This window comes from uncultured Dysosmobacter sp., assembly GCF_947631635.1.
GTDB lineage: Bacteria > Bacillota > Clostridia > Oscillospirales > Oscillospiraceae > Oscillibacter.
This window is the reverse complement of record NZ_CANRMB010000037.1, coordinates 1-16,388: the sequence shown is the minus strand read 5'-3', so window position 1 is coordinate 16,388 and position 16,388 is coordinate 1. Positions and strand designations below refer to the sequence as shown.

The window sequence follows — 16,388 nt, the reverse complement described above, 5'->3', positions numbered from 1 at the left end:
TTCCGAGAACTGGTGGAGGCCCAGCAGTACCGGGAGACGGTGAAGCTGAAAGAAAGGAAAATATGAACCATGTATGTAGATAGGGCCGATTTAGTTTACGCAGATATGATGTATTATGAAAAGGAAGCCTATGGGATTGCAAAGTGCTACTATCAGGTGTGCCTTGACGAGGAAAAGAAAAAGCCGAAAAAGAAGCAAAATCATCAGAGATGTGCCTATTGTGAACGCATGATTGAACAGTGTGAGGAAAAGATTAGAGAAGAGGAACAGAATAGAGAAAGCGAATGACTTCTCTGGCTTTTTGACAATTCCTCTAAGAGAGTCCCGGTTATTCCGTTGTTTTGACGCTTCCTTTGGCGCGTGACAAGATGGTAAGATAAGGGAAAAAGGAGGGGACGTTGTGAAAGTTGATGTTTATACTGAATATAGCCCCAAATACAATGATAGACCTTCGGACTACTCTCATAGCAAGACGCTACTATATAATCTGCAAGAGATGATTACAAAAACTACTTTTCTTATAGCTGGTATTTTTCTGCTGTTTCTTTTATCTGGCTGTGCCTCTGATGATTAAAAAAACGCGCAGACAAAATAAGTCAACTGAGTCAAGAGAAAAGTCAACTCAGCAACAAGATAAGTCAACTCAACCCCACAAAAGTCAACTCAACTAATGATGTGGAAGATTGGGAATTGAATTACTTTAAGGAAAAGAGAGGAGAGATGGAGTATGGCGCTTATTACCTGCCCAAGGTGCGGTAGAAAGATCAGCGATAAAGCCCAAGTATGTGTTCATTGCGGCCATCCGATGCAGGAAAAGCAGACACCTCCACTAAAATTCTTTACCGAAGATATGACCAAAGCGATAGCTATGGAGTTTCAAAAGGTGGATGAGGCGTTGGCTGAAGAGCGGCGGAATGAGAGAAAAAGGAGGAGGGGGCGCTTTTGAAGTGCGAACTGTTTTTATCTGATATGCATCCTGCGCCGGGGGGTGCAGAAATTTTTGATTGGAAATCCCTTGCCGCAACCCTGATAATTTGATATACTGCTTTTGCAAACGGTACTATCCTGTACCATCTGATGCATTTATCGGATGGGGATAGTGCCGTTTTTTTCGTTTTTCCAACAAAATCCACACGACCAACAAGAGGAGGAACTATCATGCAAGAGATCATGAACATCAGCGAGATTATTAAGGTTGACTACACGAACGACACCCCCGCTATTTCCGCCAGGGAGCTACATGAATTTTTGGCGGTAGAGACACCTTACCACAAATGGTTTCCCAGAATGTGTGAATATGGATTCACCGAAAATCAGGATTATTCAGTCACGGACATTTTTGTCCATAACCCCGCAGGCGGCCCACAGCATCAAAAGGATGCTATCCTCACCATCGACATGGCAAAGGAAATCTGCATGATCCAGCGGAGCGAAAAGGGGAAACTGGCCCGACAGTATTTCATCCAGCTGGAAAAGGACTGGAACAGTCCTGAAAAGGTCATGGCCCGTGCCCTGCGGATCGCAAACAGGACCATTGATGACTTGAAAACACAAAACGCCGTCCTTCAGCCAAAAGCGGAGTATTTTGACTGCCTCGTGGAACGGAACACCCTTACCAGTTTCCGGGAGACAGCAAAGGAACTGGGTGTCCCTCCGAAGAAGTTCGTCCAGTTCTTGGTGGATGGAAAGTATCTCTACCGGGATGGCAAGGGCAAACTCATGCCCTACGAGGAGAAAAACGACGGTCTGTTCAAGGTCAAGGAGTGCCGCAATGAGAAAAACCAGTGGAGCGGTGTCCAGACGCTGGTAACGCCCAGGGGCCGAGAGACTTTCCGCCTGCTGTATCGGTGAGCAAACAATAAAAAAGCGGCACACAGAAGTGTGCCGCTTTCTTCAAATGCGCTCCTTTTATTTCAGGCGCTTTCCCGAACCTGGAGTATCTACGATCTTCCGGGGGGCCCGGGGGGCTTCGTCATCCTCGAACACCGTGTATTCGACGAGCGTGTTTCTGGAGGCGGACACGGGGATAACCACGGCGATCATGGAATATTCCCGCTTGCCCGTTGCCGGATCTGTCCGCTCAAGTTCCGGCGGATGGATTTGACAGGCTGACCCAAGATATTCCGGGGTTTCATCCAGATCTATTTTTATGGAGGCCATCAAATCCTCTGTCACGCTGATGATGTCAGGCCCGATCTCCACAGCAATCAGCTCCGGACGCTGGTTTATGTCGGCTCCGTCGGGGCGGTTTCGATATAAAATAAATTTTTTCATCACGGCAGCTCCTTTTCTCTTTTGTGGGGTTGCGCAATACTATGATATATGGCCGGAAGTGACTTTTCCATTGACAGAACTGTTAAGAAATCCTGCGTTTTTTGGCTATTGGGCCTATACCGCCGGAAAAACACTCCACGCAGATCAGTTCATCCATGTTCCATGCGTCGGCGGCCTGTTCCATCCAGCGGCATATTTTCCGGCGTTCGATGTCCCTTCGGCGGACGGCCGCAGAGCGACAGAGATCCCAGATCCGTCGGCAAACTGCGTTTTCCAGCTCAACAGGGGAGGACTCCGGCTCTTCTACGTAAAGCTGGGCGCCGCTATAGTATCCGTTTATCAGGGAGACCTGAAAGAACGTCAGAGCGGCGTTCAGGTCATCCAGCATGGCCCTTATCTGACCGTGGGCATACTCGGTCTCCCATGGGTCAAAAGCCGGCACAGGAGCGCCGTCATAACCGCAGGCGGGACATGCGCATTTATCCTCCTCCATGGGTTCGCCGCACTCGGGGCAGACCGGAGAAACAGCGTCCGGCAGGACGTACAGGGGGAATTCTCTCATGATGCGGAAATTAGCTTTTCCCATGGCGGCCTCCGTTCATTCCCGGCGGCAAGGGCCGCCGCCGGTCTGTCTGTTTTTCCTTTTAAATAGGCAGTAAATTTGCGATTTGTCCCGCAGAATCCGTAAAAAAATTCGGGCTGGCCGCGGACGGTTTGCGCTGCCCTGTTCAGGCGGCCAGCTGGGCGGTGATCTGCGCCCGGATCGCGTCAATGATGCGCTGGACCGTGCTTTTGCTTTTGTTCATGGCGGCGGAGATCTCCCGGACGGTCAGGCCCTGGACCAGAAGGGAGAGGACGGCTTTCTGGGTCGGATTTTTGATGCTGTTTAGGGCAATCTGGATGGCGGCGGCAGACTCCATGTCATCCAGAGCGGCGCTGCCCATGGATTCGTTCAAACTGTCTCCGTCGTTCTTCACAATATCCCTGACACGGCGTTTCAGGGCTTCCAGGGAGGCTCTATGAAGCAGGACACCCAGGGGGAGGGGGAGGCGGTCCGCCCGGTTACGGGCCGTCTGAATGGCTTCCAGCGTGTCCACGCGCTCCTGCATGATGATCCAGGTGTCTGCGGCCAGGTCATCCAGCTCGACATGGAGCCAGTTGATGAAAGCGCCGCATTTGCTCTCCCATGTGTCGGCGGCTTTCCGTACCATCCGGCGGCAGCTGTTCAGCTGCTGGGCGGCGCCCTGGGCGGCCCACTCCCTGCGGATGCGGGCGGCGTAGCGGGCCGGGCAGCGCTCCCATGCGAAGGAGAGTGCGGCGGAAAAGGTGGCGCGGGTCGCGGCATTGGGGTCCTGGGCCACGGTCCGGCGGTATAGCGACCAGGCGTCACGCATGATCTCGGTCAATTGCTGTCTGCTGTTCATTTACTCTCCTCCGTTCATTTTGAATGTCCGCTCTCACGGCCGCGGTGCTCACTGTCACCCTGTCTGGCCGGGCTGGGCCTGCCCAATCTGTTTGGACGGGAGCGGTACTTGGCAATTCTCCCGCTGGCGGCTTATGCAGGGGAGCCGGGACCCTGCGGCGCTGATCCGCTGCTGTTCATCCGGTTTCATCTATCCCGCCGGGGGTGGCGGGGCGGGCTTCCCACGACGCCGGGGGCGGGCGTTTCGGCCGGTTGCCGTCCGGCGCTCATCGGGTGGGGCAGCTAGTTTTCCACTGGCGGCGGATGCCGTCGGCCTTGCGGGCTTTGTTATCGCTCCACCACATAACCGGCCTTAACCCATGCGCGGGCCGTGGGGCCGTGCTGTAAAGGCTGATGTCCAAAACAGGCGATTGTACCGGCGGGGCGAGGTTCCAGGTAGGGCCGCGCCGCCGCGTAAGTCTCCGCATGGGCGGTATAGAGATAGGGGGCATCTTCCTTGGTGTATTCGTCCGGCTGGACGGGATAACGCTTGATCTTGTCCATTTTGTGTACCTCCGTTTTGTGGTTATGTGTCGAGAGGGAACAGGAGCTTCCCAGCGGGAGAAATTGAGGGAGTGGGCGCGGCCTGTGCTTCTTTTCTGGTGAGAAAAATAGCCTTTCCAATGTCATCCATGTGGTAATATCGCTTGTAGTGATGGAGCTTGGCGTTTTTGACAGTGGAAACGGCGAATCGGGGACCATACCACCCGAATAGATACCACTTTTGGATTGTGCCGTCAGGCTCTTTTGTATAGAGCTGTCGGTTTTTGTCTGCCATCGTCATACTGCAATTCTCTCCTTTTTGTGTTTCGTCCTGCCATCAATCAGCGCCGGGGACCAGGCCCGACGGGTGGTCCTGGGCCGGTTTAACTGGCCTTTTCTGTTCATGCGGTTTTGCTGGGCTGTTTCGTTTTCAAAGTATCGTAGAGGTCCAACAGCTGCCAGCTGCCGGCCTGTGGGCGGATGCGCTTGTGGTTTTGCCTGATCCAGCGGATGCCCTCTTGCAGACTGTCAAAGTGAATATAATGGCGGCGGCCTGTTGGGGTGGTGTACCAAAGTTCCGGACCATCCTCCCGCCCAAAGTGCGCCCATGCGCTGTGGTCTGCCATGCTGTTTGCCTCCTCTGTTCATTTGATTTCCTGGGGCGGGGCGACTATGCGCCCCGCTTCCATTTGCGCAAGGCTTCCAAGGCTTTCCCCTTGTCCCGCTGGGCCAGCTTTTGAAGAAAGAAGCGGGCCACGTCCTGCGCATCCGGGTCATCTCTTGGAACCTGGAGGACGGCGGCCTCCAGCTGTTCATCCGTCAGCATCTCCACGGCTTCCAGCATGTCATGGAATTCCTGCTGTTCAGCCTTTTTCCTGGCTTCCAGGGTCTCTGTGACCCAGGGGGCGAGAGTAACGGAGACGATCCGCCCCGCGGCGGTGTACCGCTCCAGGAGATCCGCCAGGGCGACGATCTCGGCTCCTTCCTGTTTATCCTCCTCGGTGGGCTGGCCGTTTCCGAAGTGGCCGCGCTCCTGATAGTTTCGGCCGAAATCGCGGATATGGGCAATCAGGCCGCCGTCATTGCTGCCAAGATTGTAATATCCTTCATAGGTGGACGGCTCACCGTCTGCGCTGGTGTATTCAACCTTGAAATCTGTCTTATAGCAGCCTTCACCGGCGGCGCGGATTTCTACGTCATAGTGCTTCAGGACGATTTCGGCGGCGGCCACAGAAAGCCGTATACCATCATGGAAAGAATAGAATGCGGGGTGTTCGCTCCAGGAGATTGTGACTGCTGGGGCACCGTCCTGGAGAGGATAGCGGGCGGCGGTCTCCCCAATGTACCTGCGGCCCTCGTTCTGTTCATTCAGAACCTTTTCCCGGCGCTGCTGTTCAGCTTCTTTTTCCGCCGCAATGCGGGCCGTTTCCGCTGCGGTGTTCATGGCTTCCACGGCAGCGAGGTCGGCGGCGGTGGGCTGGCCGGGGTCCTTGTGGGTCTGGAGCTCCGCCAGTTTTTCACGCTTGGCCTGAAGCTCATTTTTATAGAAATCATCCCGGCAGTAGAAGGCGGGGCGGGTGGCGATGTTCTGCGCAAGCTGTTCAATGCTACGGGTCAGGCTCCGGATCTCGGCCTTTTCCGCGGCCGCCCGGGCATATTTGTAAAGGGGATGCTCCGGGGTCAAGGTGGCGCGGTCCGTGTCGAAATAGTCGGTGTAATAGTCGGTGTCGTTATAGACGGTGAACAGGTCGCCGGGGAGCTGGTCGCCGTATCCCTGGGAGGAAATGCTGACGCTGGGGGCGTGGTCCTTGTTGTTGTCAAGGCTGTAAAAAACCTTGATGAGGGACTTTGAGCCGTTGACCTTGATTCCATTCCAGAAAAACTTAATATTGGTTGTCATATTGTTACCTCCTGCCGCCGGGCGGCTGTTCATTTGATTTCATGTGGTGGTTGGATGGGCCGCTGTTCAGGCGTTCCGCCTGCGGCGGTTGGCTCTGGGGCGTTCCCGCTTGCCCTGCGGGGCTTCGATGGCGTCCACCAGGCGGAAGAGCCAGCCCGTGACGGTGCAGACACCGACGATGATAAAAAATAGCGCTGAGACTGTCATGGGCTGGTCCTCCTTTCGCGGGGATTTTTGGTCGTGTGGTCTGCTTGCGCCTGTTCAGGCGCTGGGCCGGTGCCGATGCGCTCGACCGGCCAGGGCGGCGGGGGGAAAAGGCCGTCGGCCTTGCGGGGCAGTTATCTACTGTATACGCTGATGGTTAGGGTCCCGCTTTGGATGCGAATAGAGCCAATGGTCTTGTTTTCATACTTCTGAATGTCCGCGCTTTTGGTGTACCCACCAGCAACGATAGAGAGATTTTCCTCGAGCCTGAAATACTGGTATACGGGGATGTGCTTCATAATTTCTTTCAGTTTCATTTTGTATACCTCCTGTTCATTTGATTTGTGGGGTGCGGCGTTTGGCACACCGCCCAGGGCCTTGCAGATGGTTTTTGGTCGTGTGGTCTTTTGCTCTTCTGCCGCCGCTTCTGGGGTGCCACCCGTCAGCGGATCAGCTCAAACGGCTTTTCTAATCCAGACTTTTTCGTATTTGCTTTCGTCGGTGGGCGAAAAGAGTTCACATGCTGGGGTGCATTGTGTATATATCTCTCTGACATCGCCGTTCATTTCACAGTGTCCACCAGCGCATGGAACATATTTGCTGCCGCGCTTGAGTTCCGCTACGTAAATATAATGCTGGCGGAAGTATTTGCACTCAGTACAGTTCAGCGGGGCCGCCTCGGTGATGGTGTAAGTTTTTGTTGTCTTTGCCATGATTTTTACCTCCTGTTTCGGGGATTTTGTATCCCTCCTTGATGATTCAATTATACAGCAAACACTTAATAATGTCAAGCAAAATATAAATAAAAATGCAACAAAATTTTAAATTCGCTTGACATTATCCAGCATTTCATATATTCTTTTACATACAGTCGAAAAAGGTGGTGTATATTTATGACAGTCGAACAGCAAATAAAAGCGGCAGCGGGTTATGCTGGAATGAGTCAAGCGGCCCTTGCTCGAGCAGTTGGGACAACTGCATCAAATTTTAATCAGAAATTAAAACGTGGAACATTTACTCGAGAAGAACTAGAACAGATTGCCGGGACGCTGGGGGCGGAGTTTGTTTTTCGCTTCGAGTTTCCCGATGGGACAAAGATTTGAGCTAATCAGACGAAATAGAGCGTGTTATTGACGGCCAGGGAAACGGCTTCTTGCTGCATCTCGGCTTTCAGGTTCTCGCAGAGCTTACGCACGTTGCCCAGGTGCGCCGTTAATTGTTCTTCTGTGCATGCGGCGTATACGGTGGTTGTGGCCTCCTTGACCAGGCCGCAGGCGTCCGACATCCAGCAACCGGCGCCCGGTTGGATCGTGGCACCACCAAACCAGGTGGAGAGGGCAGCGGCCACGGCGTCAACCTCGGCGGCGCTGTCGGCGGGGTTATCCGTGCCGACGGTGGCCGGGACATAGACAGTTACACGCTGATCCAGGCGGGGGAGATCGGCCAGAATGGCGGCGATCTTCTCGGCGGTGGTCTTGCTCATGGTCTCGGTGGTGTTCATCATGTTATGCTCCTTTCCTCCGGGGGAAAAATCAAAAGGCGGCACCGAATACCGGCACCGCCTTTTATGTAATCAGGTTATTTACTTCAACTTGGGGAGCGGGAAACGGATTGCATTGCTCACATCTTCCGCCCACGCTATCAAGGTGTTTACGCCCTCTCTAGTAATCTCTGCGGATTCTTCCAGTTTGTCCAACCGGCTGTTGATTTTCTCCAATTCTTTTTGCTGGCCTTCCAACAGACTCAAAATCTTTTCCTCGTTGGTCATGTCATCACCTCATGCGCTTATTATACGGTGTCCGGTATTCGGTTGTCAAGGTGTCAGCCGGGGGAGCTGTTCGGGGTTTCCTCCCTTGACTGTATCTAAAGTATACACCATATAATGTGTATTGTCAACATTAAAAGGTGAATACGTCCCGAAAATTATGCACAAAATAATGTGCATATTATTAGTGAATATGTGCACATTTTAAGGGGTTGGAATTTGAAGCGAAACCAGATATAATAAAAGCCATCACAACAGGCCGTAAGGGGCCGCAGGAGGGCTTTTATGATTCGCTATATTGATATACTCCAAAAGCTGAAAGAAGCCGGATACAGCACGTACAGGATAAGAAAAGAGGGTATTTTTGGCGGAGGAACAATGAACGCATTAACGGCCGGAACCTCTGAAAAGCCGATTGACACAAAGACACTTGATAAAATTTGCACCTTGACGGGGCTACAGCCGGGGGACCTGCTGGAGTACGTACCGGACATTGACCAGCCCGCAGGAGAGCAGAAAAGTGAATAGCTGACTTGACCACCAGAGCGCCGCCGGGGGCATAGCAAACCCCGGCGGCGTTCCTTGTATCCTGCTAACCGCAGCAGAAGCACCGGCCGCCCGCAAGGAGATGCGAGAGGGCCAGACTTGGCCCGGCTCGCATGTATACCATATTGGAAGAGACGGCCCGGTCGGGTTTCCACCAGTCTTTCCATAGGGAGATTTGGCAGCACTACCATGGGCCAGCCAGATCCACCAGGGTAAAGCCGAAGGCTACCAGGAGGGAAGTAAAGATCTCGTCTCTTTGTATGCCGGACTGGGGCACTACCGAAACGGCACAAAGCCACCGATCACGGCGGGACGAAGGGCGCACCGTCGCCCGGAGTCAGCGCCGACGCAGAAGAGCGCCGCTTTTGAAACCTCTACCGGCGGCAGGAACTGGACGCCTGATAAAGGCGGACAGCGGGAGAGCATGAGAGCATCGGGAGAAGGAGAAAGACTTTCAGACCGGCTTCCCATGGAAAGAGTATAGTAAAGAAGAGCACATAGAAAGACCATGGAGACAGCACACAGAAGAAAGGCAGGAAGAGGAACCCGAGGACAGGGGCCGGGAAGCAGGTACGGGACCGTAACCACTGCAAGAGGAAGAAATAAAGGCCCATCAATAGACAATGGTAGGAGAAAAGCAAAAGGATTTGGGGGAGTAGTGGGGTGGGTGTGGCGTTACGTCAAAGGCGTTCGGGCATCTGGCAAAGAGCGGGGAAATACATGGAAGTAGTGTTGCAAAAGCAACAGAATAGGAAGAAAGTGACAAATGCAACAGCAAAACGGAGATTGTGAAACATTATAGTCCATAATGTAGCACAATGTGGCCGCAGGAAGGGGGGGGAGTTTCCAAGTAGGGTGGCAAAATCGGAGTGCGGGAACCGCATAGCACCCCCGCTCTCACATCCCTTCAACACTTGAACTTGTGGTTTGGACCAGAGATTTCTTAGGAGGGCGAAAAAATCTTGCGAAATCTCTAATGAAGTGATATAGTAAATAACGCAAACGGTACTATTCCTGTACCATCTGATGCATTTTTTCAGATGGGGGATAGTGCCGTTTTTTTTCATTTTGATTTTGAGGAATAGGGTCGTTGCAAAACTGGGGATGGGAGCATAAATAAAACTACCATAAAGGAAAAATGCATAGGAAAAACCTGCGTAACCATTGCGTCCCTAGGGATAGGCCCAATTTCCAGTTGAAAAGTTATCGCAATCTGTTGCAGAATTATCGCAATACATTGCAACGGGTATTGCAATACATTGCGATAACTCCCCATTTTGGAGGGTGCAATGAGCAAAACTGGAAATTCTAAGCGGCTGAAAATGCGGACCTATACGGTGGATGAAAATGGGGAGGTCCGAGACTCCTACGAGACCTATCAGTATGTTGCACCCATTGACCAGTATGTGAAGCAGTTTATTTCGCCCGGGTATGCGGGGCTGAAAGATGTCAGTATGACGATGGGCTATGAGCTCATCCGACGGATGAGCTTTGCAGATAAGGGCCAGCTTGTAGAACTGAATGCGATAGCCCGGAAGGAAATCGCAGAGGCCGTTGGCTGCTCGGAGCGGACGGTGAGCTATCAGATCAAAATTCTGGTAGAGTGTGGATTCTTGCGGAAGAGGCAAAGGGGGATCTACCAGGTGAATCCTTTTGCATATGGAAAGGGGACCCAAGCAGATATTGAAGCGCTGCGTAAGAAGTATACGGAGGAACAGAGTGAGAAAGATGGCAGCTCATAATAAGCACCGGTGGCAGATTGGGGAGGCGGCGTTTGCAGATCCCAAGAAGCTGACCAATGTAAAAATGGGTATTCTGCTGGGACTGCTGAAAATGACGAGGCTGACATCCGCCGGTGAACAGATTCTTGATCTGAATGGGAAAACTGCTGAACTCTGTGAAATATCAGGCGTGAGCCGCCATGCGGTGTACTACTGCCTTGACCAGCTGGTTGCTTCCAAGGTCCTTTTACGGGGTGGACGCCGGGGGATCTATCTGGTAAATCCCTATATTTTTGCCGCAGGAACCGCCGATGAAGCGGAGCGGGGCCAAATGGCTTGGGCGTTTGGAGGAACAAAGGATGAATAATGACCTGAAGCGGCTGATGCAGAGCATTGCTGAAGACAATATGCGGGATGCACGGAAAATCGTTTTACAGATGTGCGAGAAGAACACCACTGCATCGAACCGCTCCTTCTGCACCTATATTGCCAATACGATCCGGCGACGGACTGAGATGGTAGAGCTTCCGGCCAATGTGGCGGGGCTTCTCTTCAAAGAGGATGTATCGACCAGCTTCCAGGCGGCCCGCTATTATCTCTCCGAGCGGGAGGGCACCTTGCTGGAGAGGATTCTGACAGTTAATAAGGCCAGCGAGCGGCTGCGGGCCGCCGGAATCTCCTATTTGAACGCAACTCTGCTGTATGGTGCCTCTGGAACAGGCAAGACCATGTTTGGGCGCTATCTGGCGTATCGCCTGGGGCTGCCGTTTTGTTACCTAAATCTGTCCAATATGGTTGATTCCCTTTTGGGGGGGACCAGCAAGAATATGAGCAAGGTATTTGATTATGTAAAGGGTGAGCCGTGCATCTTCATGCTGGATGAACTCGACGCAATCAGCACAAACAGGCTGGCTGGACAAGACAGCGGCGCCGCGAAAGAAATGTCCAGGGCAACGATTTCCCTGATGCAGAATTTGGATATGTTGCGGAGCGACATCATCGTACTGGCCGCAACTAATGTGATCGATATGGTTGATCCGGCTGTGCAGCGGCGCTTTCCGATTCGGCATGAGGTGAAACCATTTACGGCAGATGAATTACTGGCGATGGCCGAAGCGCTGCTTCAGGATGTGGCGGGCCAGGGACAGTTCCCAGTGGAGTATTCCGCACAGGAATTGAAGCGCCTGTGTGCCTCTAGTGCAAAGCAGTCCGATATTGTGGACGCAGTCGTCCAGTCTCTGGCGAAGTCCATAGAGACAGGGCAAAGGATGGAGTTTGAGGGTGCATGAGCGTTTTGGAGAATTCTTCAGCGGGACATGAATGGCTGCTATATGACCTTGCTGCGTTTAATGTATGGAAGGAGATGTACGCAGAAGATAATGCGGACCTTTTAAAGCACCTGAAGGCCAATCTGAAATATGCGCTGAAGCATGAGCTAACTCAAACCCAGCGAGCGTATCTCACCGCCTATTACTCGGAGAAAAAAACCATCCAAGAAATCGCTAAGGAATTTAATGTTGAAAGCTCGACCGTCAGCAGGTCCTTGAAACGTGTGCGGCAGAATCTTGCGCATGTCCTTCAATACACGTCGCCGCATCTGCTCGGAATTGATATTCCCGCAAGCAACAAGCCGAATCGAATTGTACATACAAAAGGAGGAACCACACGTTATGGAGAGACTGAGTAAACGGGAGCGTTACTTAAACATCGCGCGGGCTGCGGCGCAGCGGCCCACCTGTTTGCGAAGGCAGTACCGTTTCGAAGATGATTGGGTCTAACTTTTTGTAACAGCTAAAAAAGCCAGGATTGTAAAAACGATAGGGCCTGGCACTTGATATACTGATTAGACCGGCTGGATTAGCTCATTGGCAGAGCAGGGATTTTGTAAGTCTCGGGTGCAGGGTTCGACTCCCTGATCCAGCTCCAAGCGGTAATGGCACGAGCCGCGAGGCCAGGGTAAGTCCTCCAGAATCGGCCTTGGGTGTTCGTTCTGCGAGACGGCATCTTGAAGAAATTTTATATTTGCCCAGCAAGGGGCTTAATAAAAAACGGTTGCTTCCCGGCGCAGCGGGAGCCTTGCTGAAAAGTACCGTGTTGAAGCCGGCGGCCAGCGGCATCACACTGACCGAGGCGTGGATGGCCTTTAGGTGTGGTCCGGGTGGGCTTTGGCCCAAGCCCGGGTGTAGGTCACATGGGTGCCGCCCCGCCGGCGGATATGTAGCAAAACAGATATGTCGACGGTAATTGCATGAGATTACTGTCGATGCCACAAGGCCGGTTCGACTCCGGCTCAATTCGGCGAGGGCGGGTGCGACGGGAGCGCAGTTCGATTCTGTGTGCATGTGCCCAGGACAATAATCCTGGGCTAGCTCTGGGGAGACAATGCCGCCGGCGGCCCGCCGGATAAAGCGTTGGGGGAATACAACGCAGGGGCACAAAAATAGGGCTGTAGCCAAGTGGGAAGGCAATGGATTTTGACTCCATCATCCGCCGGTTCAAATCCGGCCAGCCCTGCCATGCAGCGAAGCAATCAGCAAAATCTAATGAAAAGGAGGAGTTCATATGAACAAACAGGAGCTTATCAAAAAGGTCTCGGACGAAACCGGGCTGAGCAAAAGGGAAGCCGCGGCGGCTATTGAGGAGACCTTCGCGGCGATCATCGGCGCTGTGGCCGCCGGGGATACCGTGAACATCACTGGGTTTGGCATCTTTGATACAAAAAAGCGCCCCGCACATACTGGGGTCAACCCCAGAACAAGGGAGCCTGTTGAAGTGCCGGCTAAGATCATCCCGCTGTTTAAGGCTGGCAAGACCCTGCGTGACGCCTGTGAAAAGGAGTGAGCCGACTATGAAGAAGTTCCGGTGAAAAAGCGAGCGGGCCTGCCGCCCAGCCTTTGGCATGGCTGGCATGTCGTTCTTCCTGTTGCCCAGCCCTTGGATAGGTTCCGAGGGTTGGGCGGTGGGCCTGCCAATATGGGAACGTAGGGAAGTGGGATAACCCGCTGTGTAGCTGCAGCTCTGCATAGAGACGCCGGTTCGAGTCCGGTCGTTCCCGTTCATATAGGGGATTAGTTCAGATGGTAAGAACGCCGGTCTCCAAAACCGGAAGTCGGAGCCTCGAAAGCTTCATCCCCTGCCAAAGGCATAATTCCATGGCAGCTGCTCTGTGCCGCAATACTTGGCATAGCAGAGCAATGGGCGTCATGGTTGGGAAACTCAGGAAGGCTGAATACCGGAAAAGCCTGTAGCCTTTCCGCTTCCGTGGGCGACAAAAATATCCGCAGGCACGGATCGACCCTGTGGATGTTCAAAACATTCTATATGCTATATGCCGGTGTGCCCGAATGGTAAGGGCCTGGTCCTGAAAACCAAGGGTGGAGCAATCCAATGGGGGTTCGAGTCCTCTCGCCGGCGCCAAAAGGATTGACCTGTGGCGGAATAGACGGCCTGCGTGCCTACGTAGGACGGTAAAACCGATTGGGGTATCAGGCGGGCCCTGAGCGGTAATAGTAGACGCTTCGAGGGAAAAAGAACTTTCCGAACGTGATAAAGGCGTCGGAACTAAAAACGTGGTTCCATGCCGGGTGCAAATCCCGGCCAGGTCAATCCTTATATTAACTGAAAGCTAGACTAAAATCATCAATGGAGTGTTGCCCGAGCAGGTAAGGGGGTGGATTGCTAATCCATGGCCGGCGGCAATGTCGCACAGGTTCGAGTCCTGTACACTCCGCCATGGTTCCGTAGCTCAGATGGCAGAGCATCCGGCTGTTAACCGGAGTGTCGCAGGTTCGAGCCCTGCCGGAACCGCCATTTATGCAGGTGTAGCCCAATGGCAGGGCACTGGCTTCCCAAGCCAGGGATGCGGGTTCGATCCCCGTCACTTGCTCCATACAGCGGGGTAGAGCAGATGGAAGCTCGTCAGGCTCATGACCTGGAGATCGCCGGTTCGAGTCCGGCCCCCGCCACCAATGCGGTCATAGCTCAATTGGAAGAGCGCCAGCCCTCCAAGCTGGATGTTGCGGGTTCGAGGCCCGCTGGCCGCTCCAAATATGTCCGCTTAGCTCAGTTGGTCAGAGCAACCCGCTCATAACGGGCCGGTCCCGGGTTCGAGTCCCCGAGCGGACACCATATACCATTGTAGCTCAACAGGCAGAGCCATCTGCGCAGGCAGTTGGTTTATACGATGGCATTCGCGTGACTTTCATACTGGGATAGCTACGGCGGCGTGGTTCGATTCCACGGTCACGCATATTGTGTCGGCTATACAGCTGGCGATCTCCTCTCGGGCCGAGATGACTGTGGAAAGACACTATACCGGAGGCTTAACCTTGATTATGCACCGGAGAAGAGTAACCGAGGGCGGTGCAGGGCTTGGGAACGCTTACGTCTGTACCAGTTAGAAGCGCCGGAGATCCCATCACTCCTGAACTGGGGCGAAGGGGCGGCGCATCCGCCCCGACACCTGAGCGTAGCGCAGTTGGTAGCGCACGCGGCCTGGGACCGTGGGGGCGTGAGTTCGAGTCTCACCGCTCAGACCACTTGACTGCCATATTCTCCATATCTGTCTTCCTGTTCTGATTCATGTTGTTTATCGTCACCTTTGACGGCAGGAATGTATTGGCAGACTACATTCCTGCCACTTGCTCCCAATTTGCTGGTGCAACTCAGAAATAAAAAGCCGCCCTTCCGGGCGGCCGAATTCAAGGCTTTGAATTGAAACGAGAGTTATTATTGGGAAGTAGTCGACCAGTACGCCAGTCGCGATTGACATCGTGAGCAGCCCATGCTTCAGAGCCACACCGCGGGCAGGGACTGTCTGTGTGCCACGTGCCCCACAGATGGCCCGGGACTGGCGGATCATATGGCGCCATGCATCCGCATTTTGTGCAGATCACAATTACCCTAAGCAAATCCGAAGACATAATGATTACACCCCCATCACTAGAATAGCACATACGTTCGATGAAAGGAAGAGAAAAAATATGGAAAGGCTGTCTACTATTCAAAAGAGGCATAAACTGAACGCTATTTGGGCCGTCGGAATCACAGGCCCTGGTGGCGCGTATCATACCTATGATGTTTATAGGCAGGACAACGGCGCCCGTTTAGTCCAGATACAGTTTCAGAAAGGACCGCGAAATGATCCAGCGGCAGTCAGCGGCGTTCTTGATACCGATCTTTTGGAAATCGTCCGGGACCGCATGAAGGCATTTCAGGACGGAGAATTTGCCACCCGAGAGAATGCATTGGCTCTGACGCATATCGAGGAAGCACTACTGTGGCTGAATAAGAGAACCGAGGATCGTGCAGAGAGGAATGTCCTAGGAACATATGAGAAATGAAAAATAGCCTCCCGTTGAACCGGGAGGCTATTTTGTGTTATAATCAGATGAGATTATATAAGGGAGAGATCTCAATGGATTTAATTCGGAATTCTCAAACGCCGCACCTTGAATTGGAAGAACTGCGACAGGCATATGAGGCGATAGCCAAGACAAAAGACTTGGAGTCGATTGAAGGGAGACTGCGTGGGAAAGCACAGGAGATGTTTCCAGGGCGTGATCCTGTGGTCTATGAGAATATAGCTGTTTCAAAAGGTCCTGGCAGAGCGTTTAAGCATGGGGGAGACGAATATAAAAACCCAGCGTTTATCATCAATGCACACCCGCTGATGATCGGGGTGATGGATGATGGGACATTTTATCAGTTTTGAAGAGGAGAGGGCGGTGTAAACAAACCGCCCTCTTTTTAATATATAGATGCTGTACCACACACCGACCTTCTTCAAAGACATGTATCAATTGCGGCGCAATGGATTAAGTGCCTTTCGCGTGTACCACATCTGTACCACAGGAGAGCGTTAAAATGCATCTAAAACCGTTCAAAATCGTACATTCTTTGGCCTAAATATATAAAGCAAAAAAACTCTCAAAGCCTTGCGGCTCTAAGAGTTTTTTTGGTCCGAGTGGCGGGATTTGAACCCACGGCCTCTTGGTCCCGAACCAAGCGCGCTACCAACTGCGCTACACCCGG

At 52.9% G+C, this 16,388-nt stretch carries 25 protein-coding genes and 13 tRNA genes; 25 read left to right on the top strand and 13 right to left on the bottom strand.

Annotated elements, in window-relative coordinates; all coding sequences use genetic code 11:
* Positions 1 to 69: 69 nt before the first annotated feature.
* From Q0Z71_RS15290 to Q0Z71_RS15275, 4 genes are all read left to right on the top strand, one after another.
* On the top strand, positions 70 to 288 hold the full coding sequence (locus tag Q0Z71_RS15290) for a hypothetical protein (RefSeq protein ID WP_298024619.1): 219 nt from the start codon (positions 70 to 72) through the stop codon (positions 286 to 288).
* Positions 289 to 400: 112 nt separating this feature from the next.
* A complete protein-coding gene (locus Q0Z71_RS15285; RefSeq protein WP_298024617.1) occupies positions 401 to 574 on the top strand; it encodes a hypothetical protein in 174 nt (57 codons plus the stop codon).
* A 153-nt stretch (positions 575 to 727) separates the two neighbouring features.
* Positions 728 to 946, top strand: a complete 219-nt coding sequence (locus Q0Z71_RS15280) for a zinc ribbon domain-containing protein (RefSeq protein ID WP_298024615.1) — start codon at positions 728 to 730, stop codon at positions 944 to 946.
* Positions 947 to 1,158: 212 nt separating this feature from the next.
* On the top strand, positions 1,159 to 1,851 hold the full coding sequence (locus Q0Z71_RS15275) for a phage antirepressor KilAC domain-containing protein (protein WP_298024613.1): 693 nt from the start codon (positions 1,159 to 1,161) through the stop codon (positions 1,849 to 1,851).
* Positions 1,852 to 1,908: 57 nt separating this feature from the next.
* Here Q0Z71_RS15275 and Q0Z71_RS15270 read toward each other — a convergent pair whose 3' ends face one another.
* The 10 genes from Q0Z71_RS15270 to Q0Z71_RS15225 form a co-directional block, all read right to left on the bottom strand.
* Entirely contained in the window at positions 1,909 to 2,274 is a 366-nt protein-coding gene (locus Q0Z71_RS15270) for a hypothetical protein (protein WP_298024611.1), read from the bottom strand.
* Between the two features lie 82 nt (positions 2,275 to 2,356).
* Positions 2,357 to 2,860: a hypothetical protein gene (locus tag Q0Z71_RS15265; RefSeq protein WP_298024609.1), complete on the bottom strand. Its 504-nt coding sequence runs from the start codon at positions 2,858 to 2,860 to the stop codon at positions 2,357 to 2,359.
* Between the two features lie 142 nt (positions 2,861 to 3,002).
* Positions 3,003 to 3,698, bottom strand: coding sequence for an ECF-type sigma factor (locus tag Q0Z71_RS15260; RefSeq protein WP_298024607.1), 696 nt, complete (start codon positions 3,696 to 3,698; stop codon positions 3,003 to 3,005).
* A gap of 326 nt (positions 3,699 to 4,024) precedes the next feature.
* On the bottom strand, positions 4,025 to 4,240 hold the full coding sequence (locus tag Q0Z71_RS15255; protein WP_298024605.1) for a hypothetical protein: 216 nt from the start codon (positions 4,238 to 4,240) through the stop codon (positions 4,025 to 4,027).
* Between the two features lie 22 nt (positions 4,241 to 4,262).
* Positions 4,263 to 4,520 carry a hypothetical protein gene (locus Q0Z71_RS15250; protein WP_298024602.1) on the bottom strand — a complete coding sequence of 86 codons (258 nt, stop codon included), beginning with the start codon at positions 4,518 to 4,520 and terminating at the stop codon, positions 4,263 to 4,265.
* Between the two features lie 100 nt (positions 4,521 to 4,620).
* On the bottom strand, positions 4,621 to 4,845 hold the full coding sequence (locus Q0Z71_RS15245; protein WP_298024600.1) for a hypothetical protein: 225 nt from the start codon (positions 4,843 to 4,845) through the stop codon (positions 4,621 to 4,623).
* A gap of 44 nt (positions 4,846 to 4,889) precedes the next feature.
* Entirely contained in the window at positions 4,890 to 6,119 is a 1,230-nt protein-coding gene (locus Q0Z71_RS15240) for an LPD25 domain-containing protein (RefSeq protein ID WP_298024598.1), read from the bottom strand.
* Positions 6,120 to 6,185: 66 nt separating this feature from the next.
* On the bottom strand, positions 6,186 to 6,326 hold the full coding sequence (locus Q0Z71_RS15235; protein WP_298024596.1) for a hypothetical protein: 141 nt from the start codon (positions 6,324 to 6,326) through the stop codon (positions 6,186 to 6,188).
* A 131-nt stretch (positions 6,327 to 6,457) separates the two neighbouring features.
* Entirely contained in the window at positions 6,458 to 6,640 is a 183-nt protein-coding gene (locus tag Q0Z71_RS15230; RefSeq protein ID WP_298024594.1) for a hypothetical protein, read from the bottom strand.
* Positions 6,641 to 6,778: 138 nt separating this feature from the next.
* Positions 6,779 to 7,036 (bottom strand): hypothetical protein, encoded by a 258-nt coding sequence (locus tag Q0Z71_RS15225; protein ID WP_298024592.1) that lies wholly within the window; start codon positions 7,034 to 7,036, stop codon positions 6,779 to 6,781.
* A 180-nt stretch (positions 7,037 to 7,216) separates the two neighbouring features.
* Between Q0Z71_RS15225 and Q0Z71_RS15220 the strand changes: the two genes are divergently transcribed.
* Positions 7,217 to 7,426, top strand: coding sequence for an XRE family transcriptional regulator (locus tag Q0Z71_RS15220; protein ID WP_298024590.1), 210 nt, complete (start codon positions 7,217 to 7,219; stop codon positions 7,424 to 7,426).
* A 5-nt stretch (positions 7,427 to 7,431) separates the two neighbouring features.
* Here the strand turns inward: Q0Z71_RS15220 and Q0Z71_RS15215 are convergent, their stop codons facing one another.
* Entirely contained in the window at positions 7,432 to 7,827 is a 396-nt protein-coding gene (locus Q0Z71_RS15215; RefSeq protein ID WP_298024588.1) for a hypothetical protein, read from the bottom strand.
* Between the two features lie 78 nt (positions 7,828 to 7,905).
* Positions 7,906 to 8,091, bottom strand: a complete 186-nt coding sequence (locus Q0Z71_RS15210; RefSeq protein ID WP_298024586.1) for a hypothetical protein — start codon at positions 8,089 to 8,091, stop codon at positions 7,906 to 7,908.
* 282 nt (positions 8,092 to 8,373) lie between these two features.
* Between Q0Z71_RS15210 and Q0Z71_RS15205 the strand changes: the two genes are divergently transcribed.
* From Q0Z71_RS15205 to Q0Z71_RS15110, 20 genes are all read left to right on the top strand, one after another.
* A complete protein-coding gene (locus Q0Z71_RS15205) occupies positions 8,374 to 8,616 on the top strand; it encodes a helix-turn-helix transcriptional regulator (protein WP_298024584.1) in 243 nt (80 codons plus the stop codon).
* Between the two features lie 1,307 nt (positions 8,617 to 9,923).
* Positions 9,924 to 10,376 (top strand): replication/maintenance protein RepL, encoded by a 453-nt coding sequence (locus Q0Z71_RS15200; protein ID WP_298024582.1) that lies wholly within the window; start codon positions 9,924 to 9,926, stop codon positions 10,374 to 10,376.
* Positions 10,354 to 10,722 (top strand): hypothetical protein, encoded by a 369-nt coding sequence (locus tag Q0Z71_RS15195; protein ID WP_298024580.1) that lies wholly within the window; start codon positions 10,354 to 10,356, stop codon positions 10,720 to 10,722. The genes Q0Z71_RS15200 and Q0Z71_RS15195 overlap by 23 nt, the downstream gene beginning before the upstream one ends.
* Positions 10,715 to 11,644, top strand: a complete 930-nt coding sequence (locus Q0Z71_RS15190) for an ATP-binding protein (protein WP_298024578.1) — start codon at positions 10,715 to 10,717, stop codon at positions 11,642 to 11,644. The genes Q0Z71_RS15195 and Q0Z71_RS15190 overlap by 8 nt, the downstream gene beginning before the upstream one ends.
* Complete coding sequence (locus Q0Z71_RS15185) at positions 11,641 to 12,042, top strand: sigma factor-like helix-turn-helix DNA-binding protein (protein ID WP_298024576.1); 402 nt, start codon at positions 11,641 to 11,643, stop codon at positions 12,040 to 12,042. The genes Q0Z71_RS15190 and Q0Z71_RS15185 overlap by 4 nt, the downstream gene beginning before the upstream one ends.
* A gap of 164 nt (positions 12,043 to 12,206) precedes the next feature.
* Positions 12,207 to 12,281 (top strand) — tRNA-Thr (locus Q0Z71_RS15180).
* A gap of 516 nt (positions 12,282 to 12,797) precedes the next feature.
* Positions 12,798 to 12,872 (top strand) — tRNA-Gln (locus Q0Z71_RS15175).
* Positions 12,873 to 12,917: 45 nt separating this feature from the next.
* The gene (locus Q0Z71_RS15170) at positions 12,918 to 13,196 is read left to right on the top strand and encodes an HU family DNA-binding protein (protein WP_298024574.1); all 279 of its coding nucleotides are present in this window, start codon (positions 12,918 to 12,920) and stop codon (positions 13,194 to 13,196) included.
* A 134-nt stretch (positions 13,197 to 13,330) separates the two neighbouring features.
* Positions 13,331 to 13,410: transfer RNA gene (locus tag Q0Z71_RS15165), tRNA-OTHER, on the top strand.
* Between the two features lie 7 nt (positions 13,411 to 13,417).
* Positions 13,418 to 13,494, top strand: a tRNA-Trp gene (locus Q0Z71_RS15160).
* Between the two features lie 191 nt (positions 13,495 to 13,685).
* Positions 13,686 to 13,772: transfer RNA gene (locus Q0Z71_RS15155), tRNA-Ser, on the top strand.
* 227 nt (positions 13,773 to 13,999) lie between these two features.
* Positions 14,000 to 14,088 (top strand) — tRNA-Ser (locus Q0Z71_RS15150).
* Position 14,089: 1 nt separating this feature from the next.
* Positions 14,090 to 14,165: transfer RNA gene (locus Q0Z71_RS15145), tRNA-Asn, on the top strand.
* Between the two features lie 5 nt (positions 14,166 to 14,170).
* Positions 14,171 to 14,244 (top strand) — tRNA-Gly (locus Q0Z71_RS15140).
* Between the two features lie 3 nt (positions 14,245 to 14,247).
* A tRNA-Met gene (locus Q0Z71_RS15135) sits at positions 14,248 to 14,323 on the top strand.
* Positions 14,324 to 14,325: 2 nt separating this feature from the next.
* Positions 14,326 to 14,401 (top strand) — tRNA-Gly (locus Q0Z71_RS15130).
* 5 nt (positions 14,402 to 14,406) lie between these two features.
* A tRNA-Ile gene (locus tag Q0Z71_RS15125) sits at positions 14,407 to 14,483 on the top strand.
* 334 nt (positions 14,484 to 14,817) lie between these two features.
* A tRNA-Pro gene (locus Q0Z71_RS15120) sits at positions 14,818 to 14,893 on the top strand.
* A 444-nt stretch (positions 14,894 to 15,337) separates the two neighbouring features.
* The gene (locus tag Q0Z71_RS15115; RefSeq protein ID WP_298024572.1) at positions 15,338 to 15,697 is read left to right on the top strand and encodes an ABC transporter ATPase; all 360 of its coding nucleotides are present in this window, start codon (positions 15,338 to 15,340) and stop codon (positions 15,695 to 15,697) included.
* A 74-nt stretch (positions 15,698 to 15,771) separates the two neighbouring features.
* Positions 15,772 to 16,068, top strand: coding sequence for a hypothetical protein (locus Q0Z71_RS15110; protein ID WP_298024570.1), 297 nt, complete (start codon positions 15,772 to 15,774; stop codon positions 16,066 to 16,068).
* A gap of 244 nt (positions 16,069 to 16,312) precedes the next feature.
* Here the strand turns inward: Q0Z71_RS15110 and Q0Z71_RS15105 are convergent.
* Positions 16,313 to 16,388 (bottom strand) — tRNA-Pro (locus Q0Z71_RS15105).

Bases quoted from the DNA above. Each gene is read 5' to 3' on its own strand.
- Q0Z71_RS15185 (WP_298024576.1), top strand. From the start codon at position 11,641: ATGAGCGTTTTGGAGAATTCTTCAGCGGGACATGAATGGCTGCTATAT.
- Q0Z71_RS15110 (WP_298024570.1), top strand. From the start codon at position 15,772: ATGGATTTAATTCGGAATTCTCAAACGCCGCACCTTGAATTGGAAGAA.
- Q0Z71_RS15240 (WP_298024598.1), bottom strand. From the start codon at position 6,119: ATGACAACCAATATTAAGTTTTTCTGGAATGGAATCAAGGTCAACGGC.
- Q0Z71_RS15290 (WP_298024619.1), top strand. From the start codon at position 70: ATGTATGTAGATAGGGCCGATTTAGTTTACGCAGATATGATGTATTAT.
- Q0Z71_RS15235 (WP_298024596.1), bottom strand. From the start codon at position 6,326: ATGACAGTCTCAGCGCTATTTTTTATCATCGTCGGTGTCTGCACCGTC.
- Q0Z71_RS15170 (WP_298024574.1), top strand. From the start codon at position 12,918: ATGAACAAACAGGAGCTTATCAAAAAGGTCTCGGACGAAACCGGGCTG.
- Q0Z71_RS15190 (WP_298024578.1), top strand. From the start codon at position 10,715: ATGAATAATGACCTGAAGCGGCTGATGCAGAGCATTGCTGAAGACAAT.
- Q0Z71_RS15280 (WP_298024615.1), top strand. From the start codon at position 728: ATGGCGCTTATTACCTGCCCAAGGTGCGGTAGAAAGATCAGCGATAAA.
- Q0Z71_RS15210 (WP_298024586.1), bottom strand. From the start codon at position 8,091: ATGACCAACGAGGAAAAGATTTTGAGTCTGTTGGAAGGCCAGCAAAAA.
- Q0Z71_RS15205 (WP_298024584.1), top strand. From the start codon at position 8,374: ATGATTCGCTATATTGATATACTCCAAAAGCTGAAAGAAGCCGGATAC.
- Q0Z71_RS15275 (WP_298024613.1), top strand. From the start codon at position 1,159: ATGCAAGAGATCATGAACATCAGCGAGATTATTAAGGTTGACTACACG.
- Q0Z71_RS15230 (WP_298024594.1), bottom strand. From the start codon at position 6,640: ATGAAACTGAAAGAAATTATGAAGCACATCCCCGTATACCAGTATTTC.
- Q0Z71_RS15200 (WP_298024582.1), top strand. From the start codon at position 9,924: ATGAGCAAAACTGGAAATTCTAAGCGGCTGAAAATGCGGACCTATACG.
- Q0Z71_RS15245 (WP_298024600.1), bottom strand. From the start codon at position 4,845: ATGGCAGACCACAGCGCATGGGCGCACTTTGGGCGGGAGGATGGTCCG.
- Q0Z71_RS15225 (WP_298024592.1), bottom strand. From the start codon at position 7,036: ATGGCAAAGACAACAAAAACTTACACCATCACCGAGGCGGCCCCGCTG.
- Q0Z71_RS15250 (WP_298024602.1), bottom strand. From the start codon at position 4,520: ATGACGATGGCAGACAAAAACCGACAGCTCTATACAAAAGAGCCTGAC.
- Q0Z71_RS15220 (WP_298024590.1), top strand. From the start codon at position 7,217: ATGACAGTCGAACAGCAAATAAAAGCGGCAGCGGGTTATGCTGGAATG.
- Q0Z71_RS15270 (WP_298024611.1), bottom strand. From the start codon at position 2,274: ATGAAAAAATTTATTTTATATCGAAACCGCCCCGACGGAGCCGACATA.
- Q0Z71_RS15115 (WP_298024572.1), top strand. From the start codon at position 15,338: ATGGAAAGGCTGTCTACTATTCAAAAGAGGCATAAACTGAACGCTATT.
- Q0Z71_RS15255 (WP_298024605.1), bottom strand. From the start codon at position 4,240: ATGGACAAGATCAAGCGTTATCCCGTCCAGCCGGACGAATACACCAAG.
- Q0Z71_RS15260 (WP_298024607.1), bottom strand. From the start codon at position 3,698: ATGAACAGCAGACAGCAATTGACCGAGATCATGCGTGACGCCTGGTCG.
- Q0Z71_RS15265 (WP_298024609.1), bottom strand. From the start codon at position 2,860: ATGGGAAAAGCTAATTTCCGCATCATGAGAGAATTCCCCCTGTACGTC.
- Q0Z71_RS15215 (WP_298024588.1), bottom strand. From the start codon at position 7,827: ATGATGAACACCACCGAGACCATGAGCAAGACCACCGCCGAGAAGATC.